Origin of the sequence: Haemophilus sp. HMSC71H05 (genome assembly GCF_001838635.1) — a bacterium.
GTDB classification, from domain to species: domain Bacteria; phylum Pseudomonadota; class Gammaproteobacteria; order Enterobacterales; family Pasteurellaceae; genus Haemophilus_D; species Haemophilus_D parainfluenzae_R.
In genome coordinates this window covers 306,947-326,045 of record NZ_KV838037.1, presented here as the reverse complement: position 1 = coordinate 326,045, position 19,099 = coordinate 306,947, and the positions used below count along the sequence as shown (strand labels likewise).

Genomic DNA, 19,099 nt, shown 5'->3' with positions numbered 1-19,099 from the left:
TCTCATGAAGTTGATTAAATCCTTCTTTCAGAATGTTTCAAGTCGTTTTCTTGCGGTAGTAACTTTACTTTGGTTATCCGTTGAAAATGCATTTGCTACAGGCGGTGGTAATGGTATCAATGCCTCTAAAATCCCTGATTTTAAAATCCCAGGCGTAGATAGCAATACCAAAGACCCGATGGAAATTATCTATCTTGTTGCTAAATCATTGGCAACCCTGTTTGCAATTTTATTTGCAGCATGGTCAATCATGACAGTGGTTAAAGCATTAATTAAAACCTATAACGCAGCGACTGACGAAAATGACAAAAAAGGATGGGGCCCATTTATTATCGCTCTTATTCTTGGTTTCATTTTAATTTTCTTCAGCCTCTGGTTGGTGAAATTGGCTATCGGTCTGTTTTAATTATCTCTGTGAGGTCAAGATGTCAAGTGATAAAGAGCAAACGATCCCCTTTCTTCCTACTCGATTAAATCGTGAATCGAGTGTGTATGGCGGGTTATCTGTAAGTGAATTTATGTTGGCTGCAGCAATGGGATTTATCTTAGGTGCAGTGCTTGGCCTCCTTTGTTGTTTTGCCTTAGGCTTTGATTTTTGGTTGTTAATTCCGTCTCTCGCCATGTTGTTTTGCATTCTTTCTGTGGTGATTGGCAAAGTGATTATTGCGCGCCTTAAACGAGGTAAGCCGGAAGCCTACTTGAATCGAATGATTGAGGTTAAATTAGATGGAATATTAGGGGGGAATCGCTTTATCTCCCGTCAAGGCACTTGGTCTATTCGCCGAGTTAAAAAATAAGAGAGTTTATTATGAAAGACTTAAAAGGGATTGTTCATCAAAAAAATCGCGAAATCATGACCGGGCGAATTGCTATCGGTGCATTGCTTGTGATTTGTTTGGTGCTATGTGCCATTATTTTTACCGCGCCAAGTCGGTTAATGATTTATAACCCACCGGATTTACGTGCGGGAAGTCAACGCCCTTGGTGGGAAGTGCCAAAATCAACCGTTTATGCCTTTGCTTATCAAACCTTCCAGCAGTTAAACCGCTGGATGGAGAATGGCGAGGAAGAATACAAATTAAATATTGAAAGAAATAAAGCCTTTATTACGCCAAGTTGCCAAGAATTTTTGAAGAAAGACTACTATGACCGTTTATCTAACGGTGAATTACGGGAACGTGCACGTGGTGTTTATGAAATTGTGGGACGTGGATTTAAAGATAATAGTGTGATTGTTCATAGCCCCGATAGCTGGACGGTTAATCTTGATTTAAGTGTAGATGAGTATTTCAAAGATGAACCAGTAAAACGTGTTTTAACCCGCTTCCCGGTCAATATCGTGCGCATGGAAACAGATTTACAGAACAATCCTTGGGGATTGGGATTTAACTGCTACAGCTCAATTCCATTACGTTTAGAAGCAAAAGAATTTAGAGAAGGGGATAACCAATAATGAAAAAACTCACTTTGTTACTGAGCGCGGCTTTTATCTTTTCACCAATGACGGCATCTGCCGATGTGTTAATGAAATGGGCGCGCAAACCGTTACCTATTGACTTACAAATCGAAAAAGAACGTATTCTATTCGTAGATAAAAATGTAAAAGTAGGTTATCCACCTGAATTAGATAGCAAGCTTCGCATTCAATCAACTGGCGGTGCGGTTTATTTAAAAGCAACTGCAGATTTCCCCAAAACACGCTTACAGCTTATGGATGTTGCAACCGGAGAAATAATCTTACTTGATGTGCAAGCGAAGCATTCTGTTGCCAATGCAAGTGAGCCAATTCGTTTTGTTTATGAAAATAAAGTTGAAAAACAAACAACTGCTTATGGCCAAGATGCAAATGCATATAACGAACCAATACCAAATGCGCGTCCGGCACTCCCCGCTCCAGCTGCATTAACACGTTATGCCGCACAAATGTTTTATGCGCCTTTACGTTCAGTTGAGCCTTTGGAAGGTGTGCGCCAAGTTTCACATCGCCTTCCTACACCGCTTAAAACGCTCTTACCTGCATTGCCTGTGCGAGCTACTCCATTACTCAGCTGGCAACTTGATGGATATGTTGTCACTGCGATTCGCTTGCAAAACCAGGGGCAATCTCGCATTGATTTAGATCCTCGAGAATTGCAAGGACGATTTTATGCAGCAACATTTCAGCATAATTGGCTTGGGGGGCATGGTACACCTGAAGATACCACAACGTTATATCTTGTGACAGAAGGTTCACCTAATCATTCTGTTATCCCTCAGTCAAATTCATATAAACCGAAAAAATTGAAAAAAGTCACCACAACAGTGACAACTCAAACGAAATAAGGAGAGAACAATGCAAATGAAAGCAAATAAAGCGTTCTATGTTATTGGTGGGATTACCGCGCTTGTCGTGACGCTGATGGCTGGATTTCTTTTCTCCGGTAGTAGCTCAACAACTACAGCAGAAACCAAAAAAGAAGATGCTTTAGATCTCTCTCTCAAAGATTTATCACCGGAAGAGCTACGCTCAATGGGGCTTGAGGGTGATACATCTAAAGATACGGTGAGAACACTTATTGGTAAAGTGAAGGAAAATAACAAACGCTTTGATGAAGTGATTTTACAAAATGACCGCTTGGTAAAAGAGAATGAGCAGTTAAAAAATCAAGCAAATAATACGGATTATCAAATTCAACAGGCGGTACAAGCAGAAACAGGGGCGTTAATTAATGAGATTAATGCGTTAAAAGATCAGGTTGTACAAGCTGGTAATCAAGTTGTAGGGAATGGAAATGCCCAGGCAAATCCCAATGCTCCTCTACCAATAAACGGAGCAACAACTGGCCCTCAGGTTGAAACTCGAGGGGGAATTAATTGGGTGAACCCTAGTGATATGCCAACTACAGACAGCCAAGGGAATGCTCTACAAGGTATTGGTGTAAATGGTGCAGGAATCGGTTTTCCCAAAACCTTCGATAACAATGTGAATGACATCCGAAAATCTAATGATGGATTGCAATCTAGTACAGGTAATAATGCAATATTTAATACCGCTACACCATTTTTCACAATTGCAGCTAACTCTACTTTAACTAATTCTGTTGCTATGACTGCGCTTGTTGGGCGTGTGCCGATTGATAATAATGTGACCGAGCCTTATCCGTTTAAATTGCTTATTGGTCGAGATAACTTAATTGCAAATGGTATTGAACTGCCGGATATTGAAGGCGCAATTGTCTCTGGAACAGCAAGCGGTGACTGGACGCTATCTTGTGTTCGTGGTGATGTGAAAAGCTTAACTTTTGTGTTTAGCGATGGGCGCATTGTTTCAACGGATGATTCTAACAATAAAATTGGCTGGTTATCTGATCCGCACGGTGTGCCTTGCATTCCTGGAGAACGCAGAACGAATGCTCCGGAATATCTAACAACCAACTTTTTCTTAACGGGGGCTTCCGCAGCTGCACAAGGCTTATCATCATCTCAATCAACAACAGTGGTTGATGGCGGTGCAGTAATTGGTGCGGTAACGGGTAATAACGGTAAGTATATTCTTGGTCAAGCGTTAGGTGGCGGTTTGAGAGAAACTGCAGACTGGTTCCGCCAGCGTTATGGCCAAATGTTTGATGCGGTATATGTTCCACCGGGTAAAGAAGTGGCTGTACACATCGAAAAACAAATTGATATTGATTATGACCGCATGTCTAGAAAAGTGAAATACGGACAAGCCTCAAGACAATCTAACTTGGATTAAGGAGCAATAATGAAAGTTTTAATGATGATGGGCGTGATTTTAGCCGCAAGTAGTGTTTTGACTGGCTGCTCAACTTCTCAAGGTGATTTATTGCCAACAGGCGATGCAACGATGAAAGATATTTGGAATAAAGGTGGTAATGATAGCAATATTACATCTTATCGGACACCGAATGGCCGTCTTATTGATGCACCAAATTACGTTTCATCTCGTGAACAACAAACTTATACCCGTACAGCAGAAAACGAGGTGAAAAACCTTTTCCCTCGTTTACCAAACCCTGATTTAGTGATGTATGTTTATCCGCACTTAACTGATTCCTCAGAGCAAATGCCTGTACCAGGTTATTCTTCAGTAATTCCATTTTATGGACGTGTGCAATATGCCCAACCGGGTGAGCGTACAAGAATGTACTAGATGAGGTAAGAAACGATGGCATTATTCCAAGACGTGTTAGAGGCTTTCTTCCCTGCTAAAAAGGGTGATAAGCCTCAACCTAAAAAGGAACCTATCCTAACATCCATTGCACCGGAAGAAGCACAGCAGGATGATACCAATAACGTAGAAGAGACGATTGAAATCACTCCTGTTATGCGTAATAGAAAAATGACCAGAGAGCAACATGTTAAAATGCTTTATGGGCGCGATCCCTCTTTTATCTCCAATCTTCCTTATGCGGAATATTTGGAAGAAGAAGGCGTAATGCTTTTTGATGATGCTAAAAGTGCAGGTGCGGTATTTGATATTAAGCCTATAGGAACTGAGGGAAGAAGCAGCGACTATCTTAATCGCGTTCGCACATTGGTTAAAGATGCCTTACAGGATAGTTTCGATGAACTTGATACCAATCCTTACGTTGTACAATTCTATTGCCAGGATGACAAGGATTTAAGCGGTTATGTTGAGAATCTGAGACAGTACATTAAAACCACTTCACCTGAAGCGAGCGGTAGTGAGTTTACAGAACAGTGGCTTGGTGAAATGGAGCGTCACTTAAAAGCAGTAGGTAAACCAGGTGGGCTTTTTGTTGATGACCGGGTAACAAATACGGCATGGGCTGGAAAAGTGCGTAAAACACGCATGGTTATTTATCGTTATGCTGGAAATAATGAGACAGATACAATCGAGAAATTAAATACAGCTTGTGATCGTGTTCAAAGTGCTTTTATCACAGCAGGATTAACCATGGAACGCCAAAATGAAACTCAAATTCATCGTTGGTTATTAGAATGGTTTAATCCAAATCCATCACGCTATTTTAACGGACTCGATGATAAAGCTTGCTATGATCTTTTATCACTCTCTAAGGATGACTCTGCTCTACCATTACAAGACCAAGATTTTAGTGAAAATCTCTTTTTTACGCCACCGGAAAGTAAAAATGGCTATTGGTATTTTAATGAGCAACCTCACGAAGTCATTGTAGTTGATAATATTCGTAAGCAGCCAGATGTTGGCCACATGACAGGCGAAGTCACTCGAGGTCGTAATATTAATGCACTATTTGATTTATTGCCGGAATCAACCATTATGGCTATCACTGTAGTCATTCATCCTCAAGATAAATTACAGGCGCATTTAGACAAATTAAGTAGTCGAGCTGTCGGTAATAACTATGAGTCTATCTATTTAAAACAAGATGCCCTCACAGTAACTGAATATTTAAAAGACGGACACAAGCTTTATCAAGCTGGCATGGTTTTCTATGTAAGAGGGAAAGACGATCAAGAGCTACGCATTCGCTCAAGAGAATTAAGAACGGTTTTACTCAGTAATAATTTAGTGCCGGTAAAAGAAGGCAACGAAGTTGCGCCTCTTAATAGCTATTTACGCTGGCTACCGATGAATTTTAATCCTCAATTAGATGCAAAATCTCGTTTTTATACCAAATATTATTGGGTGCAACACATTGCGAATATGTTACCTGTATTTGGCCGTGAGACAGGAACGGGACACCCAGGAATCACCTATTTTAACCGCGGTGGAAGCCCATTAGATTTTGACCCACTAAACCCTAAAGACCGGACTAAAAATGCGCATAAGCTCATTTTAGGCCCTACAGGTTCAGGTAAATCGGCAACATTAACCGCACAAATGGCGCAACTGATGGCTGTGCACCGTCCTCGCTTGTTTATTGTAGAAGCAGGTAACTCTTTTGGATTGTTTTCAGATTATGCGGAGCGTTACGGTTTAACGGTTAACCGGGTATCTCTTGAGCCAAGTAGTAACATCGCTTTACCGCTCTTCTCTGAAGCGCATCGTTTATTGGAAATGGATATCGATCTTGAAGTTCAAGATGATGACGATAATGAAGATGAAGGCGAGGAACAACGAGACTTACTTGCGGAAATGGAATTAACCGCTCGCTTAATGATCACCGGGGGAGAAGCGAAGGAAGATGAGAAAATGAGCCGTGCTGACCGCTCGGCTATTCGCCAGGCTATTTTATTAGCTGCAGAGAAAACTTCACAAGAGACCCCACCTCGTCAAGTTTTAACCGGGGATGTAAAAGCCGCACTTGAGGAATTAAGCCGTCGCCCGGATATTCGTCCTGAGCGCGCATCTCGCCTTGCTGATATGGCCGAAGCAATGGATATTTTCTGTACCGGGGTAAATGGTCGATTCTTTAACCGTGAAGGGGAAATTTGGCCAGAGGCTGATATTACACTTGTCGATTTGGCGATGTTTGCACGTGATGGTTATGAAGCAGAATTAGCGATTTCGTATATTTCCCTAATTAACCATATCAACTCCTTAGGTGAAAAATATCAACACAGTTTCCGCCCTATCGTGAACATTACGGATGAGTCGCATATCATTACCGTAAATCCACTTCTAGCGAAGTTCCTGGTTAAAGGTTCTAAAATGTGGCGTAAATTGGGTATTTGGTTATGGTTGGCTACACAAAATATGGCTGACTTCCCTGATGAGTCTGATAAATTACTCAGTATGGTTGAATGGTGGGAATTGCTTAACCTTTCTAATGATGAAGTTGAACAGGTGAACCGTTTCCGTCGTTTATCCGAAGCTCAGAAAATGATGTTGTTATCTGCGAAAAAAGCAGATAAGAAATATACTGAAGGTGTGGTGCTCGCAACCAATATGGAAGCCTTATTCCGTGTTGTCCCACCTAGTCTTTACTTAGCGCTAGGGATGACTGAAAAACACGAGAAAGCACAACGTAAACAATTAATGATGGAACATAACTGTACTGAGTTAGATGCGGCATTGATGGTTGCTAAAGACTTAGACAAAAAACGGGGGATTGCAGTCAATGACGAACTTAACTCAATCGCAGCCTAATCCTAATATGACTTTTCATCGTATTTTTGACATTGGGCCTCGCATCCAATCACTTGCTTTTACCTCTGATGAGGTGAAAGCCTACGTGCTGCATTTCATTGCAAAAATTAAGACAAAAATTGGTTCAAACTGCCAATTAAGCGCATTTCCTCAGCGTGTATTTACTCAATCAAGTTGGAAAGTACACGCTAAAGGAGATAAAGGTGAAGTGCATTTATTATTTAATATCTCCGGGCGTTTCCAATTACCTGTGTTTTCTTCCGAAAACTGGCCAGCTAGACTTAATGTGGAATTAACCGATCACGTTGATGCATATTGGTTAATTCAATATTTGCTTTGGAAATTAGCTGCAATTTGGGAATCCCCTGCTGACTTATCCCCAGTTTTTGGGGATAAGACTGTGGGTAATGAGTAAGGAGTGCTGATGTCTCAAGGTGAAAAGCCACAATCAAGAGGATGGCTTAAAAATGTACTCCGTTTTATTGCTATCCTTTTATTTTTATTTTTAGCCCTTACTGCAATTGGCATCTTTGCAACTCAATATCTTCAGAATGTTGATATTCGTGCTTGGTTTATTAAAACGCAGTGGATATGGTTTGCAATACGATTATTACTATATGGTGCGATTATGTTGATGGTCTATTCCATTTCTCGTCGCCAACCATCTTCTATGCCAGCAAAAGCAAAATGGTTAATTGTGATGATTTTAATTTTTGCTGAAGCGATTACACAGATTACTTTAGCTTAGGGGGAAATATGACATTCTCAGTTGACAGTTATCTTGAATATTTCCTGACTCTACTTGGTTGGTTGCTTAATAACGGAGTTTTTGCGTTATTTGTTGGAACAGGGTTATGGCTTCTTCCGCTTATCGGAATGATCTTTAAAATTTGGCGTGACGTAGCTAAACAAGGGGATGATGAAGGTGAGAAAGGGGATTTATTAATCCGCTGGCTCACAATCGAACTCCTTCCAGCAATGCTTATCGTTGTTTTGACATTAGCCCCTCTTATCCCGGTATCATTGAATAACCTTGAATACAATGAACGTTCATCTATTCAATGTGGCTATAAAGTTCCTGCTTCCCCGGATAAATCAGGCTATGCGCCATTTACGACAACATTTGGAGACAGACAAGCCCGAATTCCTATTTGGTGGATGTTGATGCACAAAGTGGATAAAGGTCTAACTTATGGTATGACTGCAGTATTGCCTTGCCAGCGTGATTTACGTCAAGTTAGATTTGAAGTGCAACATCAAAAAATCACTAACCCAGCATTATTAACTGAAGTACAGCAATTTGTGCAACAATGCTATATCCCGGCTCGTCAAAAATTACAAACAAGCCAAATTGCCTTGAGTCCGGCACAAATCCGAGAAACATCCTGGTTAGGTGGTAAATTGCTTATTAATAACAGCGAACTCTACCCTCGTTTTAGAGCTCAACAACCTATTAGCACGTTCCCTTATGATGCAAATCGAGATGCGGCATTGCCTAATTCGGGGAAAGGCGGTTTCCCAAGCTGTGATCAATGGTGGGATGAAGGTGGAGCTGGATTAAAATCTCGCCTACTTACAGATATGCGTCAAAACTTATCTGCCCAGGTGAGTGATTTCTTTAATTCTATCGACAACCAAGATGAAGCTTTATTGAGAACACTTTTACGTTCTGAAAACATAGATGTTTCAAAAGGAAAAATGTATCAAGGTTACGGTGGTAGTGTTGAATTTGGATTTTGGAATGCCATCACTCGACTCACCTCAACTGTAGGAACTGCAGTAGGAAGTTTAGCGATATTTCCTGGTCTCGATGCAATGCGACAAGCCTTACCAATGGTTCAATCCTTTATGATTATGGCTCTGATAGTTTTAATTCCAGTCATTACGATTTTAAGTGGTTTTTCAATTAAAGCTGTAGTGACACTAAGCTTTGTATATTTTGCACTTATTACAACCACATTTTGGTGGGAATTGGCACGATGGTTAGACTCATATATGATTGAGATTATGTACAGCTCACCGTCTCATAACTCATTTAATATTAATTTTTTAGAGAATGCGCAAGACGATATTATCTCTAATTTTGTGATGGGAAGTATGTTTATATTCTTACCAACATTATGGTTTGGCGCTATGTCTTGGGCTGGTATTAATATGGGCGGGGCGATGTCTCAAGCGTTAAAACAAGGTTCAAATCATGCTAGTTCAGCAGGGGGAAAAGGCGGAGAGTTAATTCAAAGCAAGTTAAAATAATAAAAGGGGAATTTATATTCCCCCTTTATTTTATCTCATAAAACTCATTCATGTGTTCAAATGTATCTACGTCATCCTCAACATCAATTCTTGTTCCAAAAGAATAAAAACCAACCCCCTCAGGGCCATCTCGATAGCCATCCTCATGTTCTTCAAATTCTAACAGCGTATTCATTATGGATTTATTCTCAGCACCACTGTCATAATCAGTCTCTTTAAAGGATTTAGCTTTAGAAATTACAACTCCAGCCAAAATTGGACTCGCAGCAAGAGCAGCAGCTGTCACAACAGCTTTACGAGGCTTTCCTGGGAGAAATGACAAAGTGCGGTCAATTTTCTTAAAAAATTGTCCGACAGAATGGCCAAATTTTTGAGCATCCATATTCTCTCTCCTATCAAAAATACTCTGACTTACTCTCATTGTACTCTTATTATTCTTTTATTAAAACCTCGTTTTAAGCAGGAAAAATGTAATTTTTGCGATCCACGTCGCAAATTTTACTCATTTTACTGATTTATCTATCTCCTCAATGTATCTTGATAACACAACGCAAATAAATAGCTCAAATAGGGGGGGATATGAAAGCTCGTTTTAAAGAATGGCTTATTAGTTTAAATGAAATAGCAATTAATGAATTAGGAATTGATGAAATGCTTAGTCATCTGGACGATGAACTAAATATCATTAATGGAAATACGTGTGAACAGGAGATCTTAAAGGATTTAATACAAGTTTTTAAAAGTAGTTAATATAACTAAAAAAATAAGCGGGAAAATCCCGCTTATTTTATCTCTATTTACGCTTATGAAGCTTTCATACTGCGACGTTCAAAGTTTTGAGTTGCACTACCCGCTTTACAGCTCACCGTATCCATTTTACTGCCATTGGTGATATAAAGCATTGGCTCTTCAATACTGCTACTATTGTGTGGTTGCACAAATTGAATCGTGTAACTTGTGCCATTATTTCTCATTTCTAATGAGCTAGTAATAAATCCTGAACCAGTAGCTACATAAGAATCCTGATTAGCAAAAACTTGTTTTACCGGATTTTTAAAAGAAACCTGACCATAAGTGAATTCATAATCTGAACCATTTTTTGTTACAGATACCGGGCTTCCGTTCTCTGCTGTACAAGAAAAAATATTATTAGCTGCAAAAGCTGGCGTTGCAAACATAGCTACCGCTCCAATAGTGAGTAATTTTTTCATAAAAATATCCTTTATTTATTTTCCTAAAATGTAATCAGCTTCTTGATTACGACGTTTAGCATTTACACCATTATTGTTGTTTTGACGATTTCTTACTGCATTTGCTAGTGCGTTCATATCGCCTGATTGCGCAGAAGCTTGGGCTGCGGCAATCACATCTTTTGTTAATGACCCGTAGTTATAGGCATAAGATGTTAATGCAGCTTGAGCATTTGGTGGTAACTTATCCCATGTTGAAGATGATACGTTATTTCTTGCTCTATTTGCAAACTCTTGTGTGCGACGTGCTAAATCACGCTCTGCGTCAGCACGACTAACTACAGTATCTTTCGTTACTTTGACAATTGTACCATCCGCTTTTGTGATAGTATCTGAACCATATCCGGTGCGATAAGCATTGACATCCCAATATGCTTTATCACTAAACCCTTCAAATTTTTTCAACAACCCTGTAGCTTGATCAAGTGCAGTCCCTTTAATTGCTGGAACTGATGAATAAGAAGTGTTACCTCTACTATTTCCGGATGTACCGCCAGTCCCGGTGTAAGACAGGGAGTTTGACATCTGAGGCACTTCTAAAGTGACATTGTTACGAGGAATATTGATATTGTCAGCATCTGCCAATTCAGCCGCATTGCTATTCGTACCATTAGCTAAATCGCTAATCCGTTTATCTACACTGTCACGTGTAACATTTCCGGTTCCAGTGTTATATTCACGTAGCTCTTTATTTTGTAGGATTGCAACTGCGGAATTCCCGGTAAGTGATTTTTGTAGATCAATCTCCATTCTAATTTGACCTATTTCTCGGTCAATTAAAGTGAGGATCTTTTCTAACTCTTCTTGAGCATCTTTATTGTTGGCCACATTTGGCTCACGCATACCCGTTAAAACAGCTCGACGTGCAAGAAGCATTTTCTCCATTGTTTTAGCTACAGCAATTTCACTGGCTAAACGCTGCCCTAATACTTGAGCATCGGGATCTTCTCGTAAAGACTCAATTAAGCCACGAGTTACAGGAACTGTTGTAGAACTTAATTCTGCAAGTACTTCAACGGAAGGAGTGCTCATGTTAAGCGCTTTTTGTAATTGAGTTACCGTCTTAATATTTTCTTTTTCAATTTCAGGTGTTAAACCAACACCAGCTCGAGAGCTACTAGCAGTACCACAATCTGTTTTACAAGTAGTTAATTGCTTCTCACCGATCACATTCGTTAACCAATCTGTCATATCTTTAGGATTATCCCAAGTTTGACAAAGTAATCCGCTACAACTACTACCGGAGATTCGACCTGATTCTAATACATTACGCTTGTTTTGCATGTTGTAGCCAGCTTTTGCAACATCCTCAACAATTTTGATTGGTTCTTGTCCTTGGCCACCGCGTTTTTTACCCCCGACCCACTCTTTACCTTCCTTACCTTGAGATTCCTCAAGTCTCTTTTTAGCTCGAGTAGCATCTGGTTCAGTTGAAGTAATGTCTTTAAAGGATTCCATATCCGAACTTTGAGACCAACGACCATTTAAAGTTGCGTCTGCAAGCTTCTTAGACATTTCTTCACAGCTGGTTTTTAAGCTATTAAAATCAATTTTACCTTGATATAAACCATTCGTAAGAATATCGTATAACTGAGGATTTGCTCGTTGAATAACCATTGCAGGTAAACTCGCCACAGCTCCTGTGGCTGATTCGATAACGTTACTATAAAGATCTTTAAATCCTTCAGTTAAACCATTTAACTGATTTTTAATACTCGTCTTAATGTCAAAATTACCGCACATCAAGTTAGCTTTCCAACCAATCCCAAATTCAGCTGCAGGAATCGTACCTCGACTCGGGGGAGCCATATAACCTACACCGCCCCCAATTTGATAAAACACCATATCAGACAAAATAGAATCGGCTTTATTAAATCCAAACGGATTACTATTAGAAGCTGATACTGGCATAGTTGAGGATAAGATTGCGCACGATATAGCAATATAAGATGCTTTCAGTGCATGATTTAATTTCATACTCAATTCCTTTATTAATTAGACCAATCAATACTATACAAAAATGTTTGTCCGCGTTTTTTACAGCACTTGTAAGGACGCCATAATGCCCAGGCATAACTACCATTTTCAGATAGCATGCTTGGCGGGTTATCAGGGAAAATAGCACAAGACTGTGAAGTAACCGGGTGAAGCTGTTGCCATTTATGTGTCTTAGCATCCCCTTCCTTCACCGGTGGAGGAAACCACTCACCATTTGATTGATTATCTTTTTTCGCAATCGGTATATATACATGTGGTTGAAAGGTATTTGTCACAACATCTGCTACTCGATGCGCTGTTACAGCTGAGGCTTTATAATCATGCACCTGCGTTACCGTACCCGCTCTTGGATAAATATTCCCCCAAGTATCGCCATTCGCTCTAATTTCTCTCATACCTGGAATAAGCGCTTCAGGATAAACCATTTCCGGAACACCAAATCGCCATGCTAAAAAGTCCAAACCACTCAAGTAATAAGGCACAAAAGGCGTTGTCTGACTTTTGCAGTAATACCCTGTACTATTAAGCATTTGACTAATCGCCCCCTGCGGATGACCGATTACATCAACATTTTTAAATGTTGCTTGCGTGTAGTCTTTGTGTGGTGATTGATAATCTCCACCTTTTACCCCATTGCTAAGGAAATTCATTTCCACCCAAGGATTTTGAGCCTGATGGTTATAACTTGAAACCACTACCTCGGGAATATAGTGTTTTATTTTCGTAGATGTCCGGATCTTACAGCCGAATTTTGTACAAAATAGCCAAAAACAAGTGCCCACGACCTTATAATCTAAACAACTTGTCGAAGCACTTGATGCCATAATTGATGCAGTATTTAAAGAAGATTGACCGGACTCCGAAGCTTGCCCTGAAATACTGGTCAACGCAATTGCAATACAAAGCCCGGATAATGTCATTTTTTTCAATTTCATCTTGTCCCCTCTTTTGTAATCTCTCGTTGCCATAAACTTAATGCCTGAGCAATATTGGTTTCGCCATATATGACGCTATCCTCTTTTCCCGGATATTGAAATAAAATTGCAGGCACCTTCTTGATTCCATTTTGCCAACCACTTATAAGGCCCTGATAAGAACGCTTTAATTGCTCTTCAGACTGTTTCCATTCAGCAGACTGAAAAATCTGAGATGCTTGCTGAGCTGCTACACTAGGATTCGCACTCAATCGCTGACTAATCAAATTTTCCCATTGCTCAACTTGATCAAGTAAATACACCTGGCTTGCAAGCTCCGCGTGAAGAATTGGATAATCTTGTGTTGAATAAACAGTAATTATGGGATTAGGCCCCTGGGCGAACACTGATAGTGGTAACAAACCGAAAAGAAACAGTGATTTTTTTATAGACATAACCATCCTTTACGATGAAATTGGATAGTTGAAACATTAACGAAATGACAGGGGGGAATATATAAAAAATTCTTTTTGATTTTGAGATAAATTCTCCATTTCCAAAAAACAATTTTTGATAGAGATTCGACAGCCTTATTAAGTATGATTGGACTTGATAAGTCGCTGTGCAAACAGCTCTTATAAGTTGCACGATTCTTGAGAAGCAACGCCTTGCCTTAGTGCAAGTAGAATCATAGCCAAAATGTTATCCAGCATTCTGAAAGGATACTCTACGCAATCGTAGGAATGCCACCTTAAAGACCTTCCGAGGGAAAATGATTCCCTTCGGGCATGTCATTTTTCCAAGGAATTTTTTATTTCACATTAGGAGAATGACTATGTCCTCATCCACTCAATTGGAACACTATGATGTTCCATCAAGTAACCCTCTTGAAACTCCAACATTATCATTCCGTGTGGGAAAACACTTGGGCCGTTTTTTCGTTGCAGCTAAAAACAAAGCAACCGATAAATACAAACAAGTAACATCTGGTATCAATCAAAGCATTGAAGACGAAGAAGCTCGTCGGCTTTGCGAATTACAAATGATGCTAGATAGCCAAGCGGAAGAATATGAGGCAATTATTGATGATGTGCAAAGAACGTGGTTAAAACGAACAACGTTATTTAGCATTTTATTTTTGATTGTCGGTATTGTTGGTACAGTGGGTACTCTTTACTACCTTATGCATTAACATTGTATAAGCTATTCATTTTCAACCCTAAGGGGAATTTTTACCCTTAGAGGTAAAGGTTTCCCTTGCTGTAGGAGAAAACTTATGAAAGTGACATTACATAACAGTTGTTTAGCTTATCTAGCCAAACATAATGACTCAGAATCTCTAATAGAGGAAGTTCGCACTCAAGCATTAAATGCCTGGGAAAATCGAGGAAAAGATGTATCTTCTACTCGTATTATGGTGAATATCCCTAGTCAATACGGACAGAAATATCACTTCTTTACAGTTTCGCCATACGCAAACCGTAAAGATTTGTTAAGTGTAAGGGGGTAAACATGATTAAGCGTTTACTCAAGCTTGTTAGTTCCAATTGGGACAAAAAAACAATGCTGCTGGTTTCTGAAGATTTTCGTAAAATCGGCACTTACATCTTAGGTATTGCGTTTGTCGCAATGTTTGTTCAGAATGACAATATTCCGCTACTTCTTGCCATTATCATTATGATATTTGGCGGAATAGCTTGGTTCTGTGGTGTGTTGTTAGCTAAATATTGCAACAACTTAATGGAGACAGACGGAGCGTAACGTATGAATATTACGTTAAACTGGAATGGGTTCCTCTTTGCAATTGTCTTTGTACTGTTTTTTATGGGAACAGTTGCTTTTATTGGCGTGCGATCATTAAAACGCCAACAAGAGCAAAAAGCACAAAGTAAGAAAACACATTCCCTTGGTGTTAATTCATAACTGAATTAATACCTGCAACCTTTACAACAAACCTTGATCATGCCATTGGCGTGTTCAAGGTTTTCTTTTACCCGGCTGGGAGCAATTTCCCATTCGGGGGGTTGTTCCCTTTTTTTATTGGAGAACAACCATGAAAAAAAGAACTCAACCTGCTAAAGATTTATACCAACAAATTACAGACCAAATTCTCGAAGCATTAGAACAAGGTGTGATGCCATGGCAAAAACCTTGGGATAGTGGATGGCCACAAATGGCTATTCCATGCAACGGTGAAAGTGGTCGTCAATACTCCGGGATCAACGTACTTCTACTTTGGATGAGTGCCATTAGAAAAAACTTTACTCAACGCAAGTGGGTAACTTTTCAAGGGGCAAATCATCTAGGCGGTCAAGTTCGCACAGGTGAAAAAAGTACGGTTATTATTTTCTATAAACAAAATATGTTTGAAGAAAAAGACGATAGCGGAAATGTTGTACTTGATGAAAACGGTGATCCGAAAATGAAGTCATCTGTATTTATTCGTGGCCATCACGTGTTTAATATTGAACAGTGTGAAGGTTTAGAAAAATACTATGAGGAATTTCCTGAACTGGAAAAATCTTCAGAAATGCAAGTTCGTCCGGATTTAGATGTATTACCTAATAAAATGGGTATGCAGCTGTATAACAAAGCACAAGATCGTGCTTGTTATATGCCGAGAAAAGATTGCATTGTGATGCCGGATTTCAAAAAATTCAATACAGCTGACGACTACTATGCAACTCTACTGCATGAATGCGGTCACGCCACCGGGCATAAAGACCGGTTAAATCGTGACGGTGTAGCTAAATTTGATAAATTTGGTTCTGAACAATATGCATTTGAAGAATTAATAGCTGAACTCACAAGCGCCTTTACCTGTGCGCACGTGAATGTTTGCAATAATATTTCACAAAATGCAGCGTATATTGAACATTGGATTAACGCATTAAAAGCCGATAAAAAAGCTATCTTCCGAGCATCTTCTCAAGCACGTGAAGCAACACAATTCTTGTTAAATGCTCTCGAATTAACATCGAATGAAGAAGCAAAATTAGCGGCTTAGCCTCTATTAAACCATTCTAACGTTTTTTGTTAGAGCTCTCATAAACCACCCTTTGGGGAGTAATCCTCAAAGGGGATTGCTCCCGTTATTTTAGGAGTAATCTATGGATTTTGAGAAAAAATTCACCGCACTTTTTAAGTCGATTGCCCCACAATATCGACGTTCTGAAGTGTTTTACGACTTTATTACAATCTTTGCCCTAGAGTTCTATCTTATCCTATATGGTGCACAAGCAGACGAATCGTTGAGACAACGTTATCTGACAGCTGCCGGGCATTATAATGAAGATGAAAAACAAGCTCTCAGTCGCCTTTTCAACATTATTGTTGAAGCTTTGGAGCATAAAACCTATGATTTCCTAGGCTCTGTGTTCATGGCGTTAGATTTAGGTGATCAATATAAAGCTCAATATTTCACACCTAGTCACATTGCACACTTAATGGCAGCAGTAACTCTATCAGATTGTCATAGTTTAATTAAAAAACGTGGCTTTTTGACATTGCAAGAGCCAACTTGTGGATCGGGCGTAATGATTATTGAGGCTTATAATTATTTGCGCGAAGAGGACTTTAACCCTCAGCAACAAATGTGGGCTCAAGCAAGAGATTTGGATTTTACTGCAGCATTAATGTGTTATATACAAATGACACTCTTGCATATACCGGGAGAAGTCATTATTGGTAACACCCTTAAAGATGAGGTGAACTACCATTTATACACACCTGCTCACATAATGGGAAATTGGAACAAAAAATTGGAGAGTGTAGATTCCTATACTGAAACAGAATATCAAGTTATTAAACCTGAACCAGTAGAAGATCCCCCGCTTGACATTGATTGGGAAAATGAACCTATGTTTTATTAGAAAAAATGCACTTACTTTTAAAGTAAGTGCATTTTTTTTATTTATACAGATTTAAGCCCTTCTTTGCTCTGCTCTTCTTTGCTTCGGGCTACTTTGGGAACTAATATCTCAAGCTCTGTTAAACCACAACATGAAATAACAGGCTTTTCATACGAACTACCTAATGGATGAACCCCTGCTTTAAAGTAAACCTCAATAGCCTCATTATATAAAAACTCAATATCCCCAGCAAAAATACAATTAATCTGAGATCCTTGACACTCTTTAATAAAGGCACTAAATCCATCTTCTATAAATGCATCTTGTTTCTTTGATTGTGATAGATACTTTTCTAAATAGCTAGAATCAATATCCTTCTTATATTTCGGATCAGCAAAAAGTATGTTTTTTACATTTTTTGGGCGTAACCTATTTTTGACCTTTTTGAAATGGGATATATTATCTGCATTGACATAAACCTCTTCCCACTTAAAGCCTTGAAGTTCACCTTCATTATTTTTGATTTCTTCTTCAATATTTAGTTTAATGAAATTCGTCATGAATTTACTCCTTATTTAAATTCTAGCTGATTAGACATTATATTTTACATTAAGTTCTTTATAAAAAAGAAATTATTAATTAATTCTTATTCTCTCTGTTATAAATACCTTTTAGTCTCGCCACCGTTGATTTAGATAAATCATATCGTTTCATTACTGTTGAAATAGAATCACCAGCTTTAAAATCCGCATAAATCTTTTTACGTATTTTATCTGTTACTTTAGGTGGACGGCCGCCTAATGCATTTTTATGACCTGAAGCAAGTTTTGTTCGCTTCCCTTCCTGAGTACGCTCAACAATAAAACTTCTTTCCAATTCAGCAAAAATACCTAATAACTGAATTAAAGCCATCCCCATAGGATTGTTTTGGGTTCGGGTATCTATTCCTTGTTGAATTGCAACAAAGCCAATATTTTTATTCTTAAATAGTTCAAGTGTATTCAAACACTGAGCAAGGCTCCTTCCTAAGCGATCAAGTTTAGTTACTGCAACAACATCACCCTCTCGGACATAATCCAGTAGTTCATCCAATTGTGCTTTATTTTTCTCAGCTTTACCGGAATGTTTCCCTGAAAAAATTTTCTTACAGCCGTATTCTTTTAATACTTGAATCTGTTCACTTAGATCCTGCTGTTGAGTTGATACTCGAGCAAATCCTATTAATGCCATCTTCTCTCTTAAAATTATTTAAAAATGTTATTAAATGACTGTTGGTTATTTCTTTTAGCTAAATTTATACCGGCTTTTAATCCCTCTCTAAATGGAGTACTTCCAAGCGGTGTCAATGGTTGAATAGGTGCTAAAGGTAGCAATGCGGATGCCCCCATAATCATTCTATAACCTTCTTCAAAGCCTTTTTGATAATCATAGTCCATAATTAACTCCTTTATTAAAAATTCAAAACATTAAATTTATATCCTAAATATGCAAAAATTATCGCTAGCAATATAAATTCCACTAAAAAATACTTTGCGATACCGATCTTCTTTGTAAGAAAACAAACAGCAGAGATAACAGCGGTCATTCCCATATAAATACTTAAAAGTTCAACTATTTCAGCTCCATTAAATTCAAGCTGTTTAAGTAAAATTGCAGGAGCAAGAAAAAAAGCAAATAACCCCAGCATAAGCATGTTGGCAGACACAAAAACCTTGAAAGAAACACTTTTAAACTGCATTTTTACTCCTTTGTTCAAAATTCAAAGTTTTCTTAATTTATCTTTTAAATCATCTAGAT

At 38.8% G+C, this 19,099-nt stretch carries 26 protein-coding genes; 17 read left to right on the top strand and 9 right to left on the bottom strand.

The window, feature by feature from the left end; genetic code table 11:
* Positions 1-4 precede the first annotated feature (4 nt).
* From HMPREF3279_RS07935 to HMPREF3279_RS07890, 10 genes are read left to right on the top strand one after another with little or no spacing between them, the layout of a single operon-like run.
* Positions 5-406: a DUF2976 domain-containing protein gene (locus HMPREF3279_RS07935; RefSeq protein WP_005653541.1), complete on the top strand. Its 402-nt coding sequence runs from the start codon at positions 5-7 to the stop codon at positions 404-406.
* Positions 407-425: 19 nt separating this feature from the next.
* Positions 426-797, top strand: coding sequence for a TIGR03750 family conjugal transfer protein (locus HMPREF3279_RS07930; RefSeq protein WP_011271844.1), 372 nt, complete (start codon positions 426-428; stop codon positions 795-797).
* Positions 798-808: 11 nt separating this feature from the next.
* Positions 809-1,453 carry a PFL_4703 family integrating conjugative element protein gene (locus HMPREF3279_RS07925; RefSeq protein WP_047922049.1) on the top strand — a complete coding sequence of 215 codons (645 nt, stop codon included), beginning with the start codon at positions 809-811 and terminating at the stop codon, positions 1,451-1,453.
* The gene (locus tag HMPREF3279_RS07920) at positions 1,453-2,322 is read left to right on the top strand and encodes a TIGR03749 family integrating conjugative element protein (RefSeq protein ID WP_049370064.1); all 870 of its coding nucleotides are present in this window, start codon (positions 1,453-1,455) and stop codon (positions 2,320-2,322) included. The genes HMPREF3279_RS07925 and HMPREF3279_RS07920 overlap by 1 nt, the downstream gene beginning before the upstream one ends.
* 10 nt (positions 2,323-2,332) lie before the next feature.
* The gene (locus tag HMPREF3279_RS07915; RefSeq protein WP_014064977.1) at positions 2,333-3,733 is read left to right on the top strand and encodes a TIGR03752 family integrating conjugative element protein; all 1,401 of its coding nucleotides are present in this window, start codon (positions 2,333-2,335) and stop codon (positions 3,731-3,733) included.
* Between the two features lie 9 nt (positions 3,734-3,742).
* Positions 3,743-4,150 carry a TIGR03751 family conjugal transfer lipoprotein gene (locus HMPREF3279_RS07910; protein WP_005653518.1) on the top strand — a complete coding sequence of 136 codons (408 nt, stop codon included), beginning with the start codon at positions 3,743-3,745 and terminating at the stop codon, positions 4,148-4,150.
* A gap of 15 nt (positions 4,151-4,165) precedes the next feature.
* Positions 4,166-7,036, top strand: coding sequence for a conjugative transfer ATPase (locus HMPREF3279_RS07905; protein ID WP_049370063.1), 2,871 nt, complete (start codon positions 4,166-4,168; stop codon positions 7,034-7,036).
* Complete coding sequence (locus HMPREF3279_RS07900) at positions 7,008-7,451, top strand: hypothetical protein (protein WP_005687593.1); 444 nt, start codon at positions 7,008-7,010, stop codon at positions 7,449-7,451. The genes HMPREF3279_RS07905 and HMPREF3279_RS07900 overlap by 29 nt, the downstream gene beginning before the upstream one ends.
* Before the next feature lie 9 nt (positions 7,452-7,460).
* Positions 7,461-7,784: a hypothetical protein gene (locus HMPREF3279_RS07895; protein ID WP_049370062.1), complete on the top strand. Its 324-nt coding sequence runs from the start codon at positions 7,461-7,463 to the stop codon at positions 7,782-7,784.
* Positions 7,785-7,792: 8 nt separating this feature from the next.
* The gene (locus HMPREF3279_RS07890) at positions 7,793-9,289 is read left to right on the top strand and encodes a conjugal transfer protein TraG N-terminal domain-containing protein (RefSeq protein ID WP_005653512.1); all 1,497 of its coding nucleotides are present in this window, start codon (positions 7,793-7,795) and stop codon (positions 9,287-9,289) included.
* A 25-nt stretch (positions 9,290-9,314) separates the two neighbouring features.
* On the opposite strand, the gene HMPREF3279_RS07885 is transcribed toward HMPREF3279_RS07890, so the two are convergent.
* Entirely contained in the window at positions 9,315-9,671 is a 357-nt protein-coding gene (locus tag HMPREF3279_RS07885; protein WP_049370061.1) for a hypothetical protein, read from the bottom strand.
* Between the two features lie 197 nt (positions 9,672-9,868).
* On the opposite strand from HMPREF3279_RS07885, the gene HMPREF3279_RS10170 reads away from it, so the two are divergent.
* Positions 9,869-10,039: a hypothetical protein gene (locus HMPREF3279_RS10170; protein WP_176747774.1), complete on the top strand. Its 171-nt coding sequence runs from the start codon at positions 9,869-9,871 to the stop codon at positions 10,037-10,039.
* Positions 10,040-10,092: 53 nt separating this feature from the next.
* On the opposite strand, the gene HMPREF3279_RS07880 is transcribed toward HMPREF3279_RS10170, so the two are convergent.
* From HMPREF3279_RS07880 to HMPREF3279_RS07865, 4 genes are read right to left on the bottom strand one after another with little or no spacing between them, the layout of a single operon-like run.
* The gene (locus HMPREF3279_RS07880) at positions 10,093-10,500 is read right to left on the bottom strand and encodes a hypothetical protein (RefSeq protein ID WP_070868812.1); all 408 of its coding nucleotides are present in this window, start codon (positions 10,498-10,500) and stop codon (positions 10,093-10,095) included.
* Between the two features lie 15 nt (positions 10,501-10,515).
* Positions 10,516-12,516 carry an integrating conjugative element protein gene (locus HMPREF3279_RS07875; protein WP_005687597.1) on the bottom strand — a complete coding sequence of 667 codons (2,001 nt, stop codon included), beginning with the start codon at positions 12,514-12,516 and terminating at the stop codon, positions 10,516-10,518.
* A 14-nt stretch (positions 12,517-12,530) separates the two neighbouring features.
* A complete protein-coding gene (locus HMPREF3279_RS07870; RefSeq protein WP_005687598.1) occupies positions 12,531-13,472 on the bottom strand; it encodes a TIGR03756 family integrating conjugative element protein in 942 nt (313 codons plus the stop codon).
* Positions 13,469-13,906, bottom strand: coding sequence for a TIGR03757 family integrating conjugative element protein (locus HMPREF3279_RS07865; RefSeq protein WP_020910030.1), 438 nt, complete (start codon positions 13,904-13,906; stop codon positions 13,469-13,471). The genes HMPREF3279_RS07870 and HMPREF3279_RS07865 overlap by 4 nt, the downstream gene beginning before the upstream one ends.
* Before the next feature lie 380 nt (positions 13,907-14,286).
* Between HMPREF3279_RS07865 and HMPREF3279_RS07860 the strand changes: the two genes are divergently transcribed.
* From HMPREF3279_RS07860 to HMPREF3279_RS07840, 6 genes are all read left to right on the top strand, one after another.
* A complete protein-coding gene (locus HMPREF3279_RS07860) occupies positions 14,287-14,643 on the top strand; it encodes a hypothetical protein (RefSeq protein ID WP_044509376.1) in 357 nt (118 codons plus the stop codon).
* 84 nt (positions 14,644-14,727) lie between these two features.
* Positions 14,728-14,961 carry a hypothetical protein gene (locus HMPREF3279_RS07855; protein WP_005653503.1) on the top strand — a complete coding sequence of 78 codons (234 nt, stop codon included), beginning with the start codon at positions 14,728-14,730 and terminating at the stop codon, positions 14,959-14,961.
* 2 nt (positions 14,962-14,963) lie between these two features.
* Positions 14,964-15,212 carry a hypothetical protein gene (locus HMPREF3279_RS07850; RefSeq protein WP_005687602.1) on the top strand — a complete coding sequence of 83 codons (249 nt, stop codon included), beginning with the start codon at positions 14,964-14,966 and terminating at the stop codon, positions 15,210-15,212.
* Positions 15,213-15,215: 3 nt separating this feature from the next.
* Positions 15,216-15,374 carry a hypothetical protein gene (locus HMPREF3279_RS10165; RefSeq protein ID WP_005667862.1) on the top strand — a complete coding sequence of 53 codons (159 nt, stop codon included), beginning with the start codon at positions 15,216-15,218 and terminating at the stop codon, positions 15,372-15,374.
* A 130-nt stretch (positions 15,375-15,504) separates the two neighbouring features.
* Entirely contained in the window at positions 15,505-16,458 is a 954-nt protein-coding gene (locus HMPREF3279_RS07845; protein ID WP_070868811.1) for an ArdC family protein, read from the top strand.
* 103 nt (positions 16,459-16,561) lie between these two features.
* Positions 16,562-17,323, top strand: coding sequence for an N-6 DNA methylase (locus tag HMPREF3279_RS07840; protein WP_070868810.1), 762 nt, complete (start codon positions 16,562-16,564; stop codon positions 17,321-17,323).
* 41 nt (positions 17,324-17,364) lie between these two features.
* Here the strand turns inward: HMPREF3279_RS07840 and HMPREF3279_RS07835 are convergent, their stop codons facing one another.
* From HMPREF3279_RS07835 to HMPREF3279_RS07820, 4 genes are all read right to left on the bottom strand, one after another.
* A complete protein-coding gene (locus HMPREF3279_RS07835; RefSeq protein ID WP_070868809.1) occupies positions 17,365-17,862 on the bottom strand; it encodes a hypothetical protein in 498 nt (165 codons plus the stop codon).
* Positions 17,863-17,941: 79 nt separating this feature from the next.
* On the bottom strand, positions 17,942-18,532 hold the full coding sequence (locus HMPREF3279_RS07830; protein WP_070868808.1) for a recombinase family protein: 591 nt from the start codon (positions 18,530-18,532) through the stop codon (positions 17,942-17,944).
* 14 nt (positions 18,533-18,546) lie between these two features.
* Complete coding sequence (locus HMPREF3279_RS07825; RefSeq protein WP_005653495.1) at positions 18,547-18,738, bottom strand: hypothetical protein; 192 nt, start codon at positions 18,736-18,738, stop codon at positions 18,547-18,549.
* Between the two features lie 14 nt (positions 18,739-18,752).
* The gene (locus HMPREF3279_RS07820) at positions 18,753-19,040 is read right to left on the bottom strand and encodes a hypothetical protein (RefSeq protein ID WP_015701375.1); all 288 of its coding nucleotides are present in this window, start codon (positions 19,038-19,040) and stop codon (positions 18,753-18,755) included.
* Positions 19,041-19,099 lie beyond the last annotated feature (59 nt).

Bases quoted from the DNA above. Each gene is read 5' to 3' on its own strand.
- HMPREF3279_RS07935 (WP_005653541.1), top strand. From the start codon at position 5: ATGAAGTTGATTAAATCCTTCTTTCAGAATGTTTCAAGTCGTTTTCTT.
- HMPREF3279_RS07930 (WP_011271844.1), top strand. From the start codon at position 426: ATGTCAAGTGATAAAGAGCAAACGATCCCCTTTCTTCCTACTCGATTA.
- HMPREF3279_RS07925 (WP_047922049.1), top strand. From the start codon at position 809: ATGAAAGACTTAAAAGGGATTGTTCATCAAAAAAATCGCGAAATCATG.
- HMPREF3279_RS07920 (WP_049370064.1), top strand. From the start codon at position 1,453: ATGAAAAAACTCACTTTGTTACTGAGCGCGGCTTTTATCTTTTCACCA.
- HMPREF3279_RS07915 (WP_014064977.1), top strand. From the start codon at position 2,333: ATGCAAATGAAAGCAAATAAAGCGTTCTATGTTATTGGTGGGATTACC.
- HMPREF3279_RS07910 (WP_005653518.1), top strand. From the start codon at position 3,743: ATGAAAGTTTTAATGATGATGGGCGTGATTTTAGCCGCAAGTAGTGTT.
- HMPREF3279_RS07905 (WP_049370063.1), top strand. From the start codon at position 4,166: ATGGCATTATTCCAAGACGTGTTAGAGGCTTTCTTCCCTGCTAAAAAG.
- HMPREF3279_RS07900 (WP_005687593.1), top strand. From the start codon at position 7,008: ATGACGAACTTAACTCAATCGCAGCCTAATCCTAATATGACTTTTCAT.
- HMPREF3279_RS07895 (WP_049370062.1), top strand. From the start codon at position 7,461: ATGTCTCAAGGTGAAAAGCCACAATCAAGAGGATGGCTTAAAAATGTA.
- HMPREF3279_RS07890 (WP_005653512.1), top strand. From the start codon at position 7,793: ATGACATTCTCAGTTGACAGTTATCTTGAATATTTCCTGACTCTACTT.
- HMPREF3279_RS07885 (WP_049370061.1), bottom strand. From the start codon at position 9,671: ATGGATGCTCAAAAATTTGGCCATTCTGTCGGACAATTTTTTAAGAAA.
- HMPREF3279_RS10170 (WP_176747774.1), top strand. From the start codon at position 9,869: ATGAAAGCTCGTTTTAAAGAATGGCTTATTAGTTTAAATGAAATAGCA.
- HMPREF3279_RS07880 (WP_070868812.1), bottom strand. From the start codon at position 10,500: ATGAAAAAATTACTCACTATTGGAGCGGTAGCTATGTTTGCAACGCCA.
- HMPREF3279_RS07875 (WP_005687597.1), bottom strand. From the start codon at position 12,516: ATGAAATTAAATCATGCACTGAAAGCATCTTATATTGCTATATCGTGC.
- HMPREF3279_RS07870 (WP_005687598.1), bottom strand. From the start codon at position 13,472: ATGAAATTGAAAAAAATGACATTATCCGGGCTTTGTATTGCAATTGCG.
- HMPREF3279_RS07865 (WP_020910030.1), bottom strand. From the start codon at position 13,906: ATGTCTATAAAAAAATCACTGTTTCTTTTCGGTTTGTTACCACTATCA.
- HMPREF3279_RS07860 (WP_044509376.1), top strand. From the start codon at position 14,287: ATGTCCTCATCCACTCAATTGGAACACTATGATGTTCCATCAAGTAAC.
- HMPREF3279_RS07855 (WP_005653503.1), top strand. From the start codon at position 14,728: ATGAAAGTGACATTACATAACAGTTGTTTAGCTTATCTAGCCAAACAT.
- HMPREF3279_RS07850 (WP_005687602.1), top strand. From the start codon at position 14,964: ATGATTAAGCGTTTACTCAAGCTTGTTAGTTCCAATTGGGACAAAAAA.
- HMPREF3279_RS10165 (WP_005667862.1), top strand. From the start codon at position 15,216: ATGAATATTACGTTAAACTGGAATGGGTTCCTCTTTGCAATTGTCTTT.
- HMPREF3279_RS07845 (WP_070868811.1), top strand. From the start codon at position 15,505: ATGAAAAAAAGAACTCAACCTGCTAAAGATTTATACCAACAAATTACA.
- HMPREF3279_RS07840 (WP_070868810.1), top strand. From the start codon at position 16,562: ATGGATTTTGAGAAAAAATTCACCGCACTTTTTAAGTCGATTGCCCCA.
- HMPREF3279_RS07835 (WP_070868809.1), bottom strand. From the start codon at position 17,862: ATGACGAATTTCATTAAACTAAATATTGAAGAAGAAATCAAAAATAAT.
- HMPREF3279_RS07830 (WP_070868808.1), bottom strand. From the start codon at position 18,532: ATGGCATTAATAGGATTTGCTCGAGTATCAACTCAACAGCAGGATCTA.
- HMPREF3279_RS07825 (WP_005653495.1), bottom strand. From the start codon at position 18,738: ATGGACTATGATTATCAAAAAGGCTTTGAAGAAGGTTATAGAATGATT.
- HMPREF3279_RS07820 (WP_015701375.1), bottom strand. From the start codon at position 19,040: ATGCAGTTTAAAAGTGTTTCTTTCAAGGTTTTTGTGTCTGCCAACATG.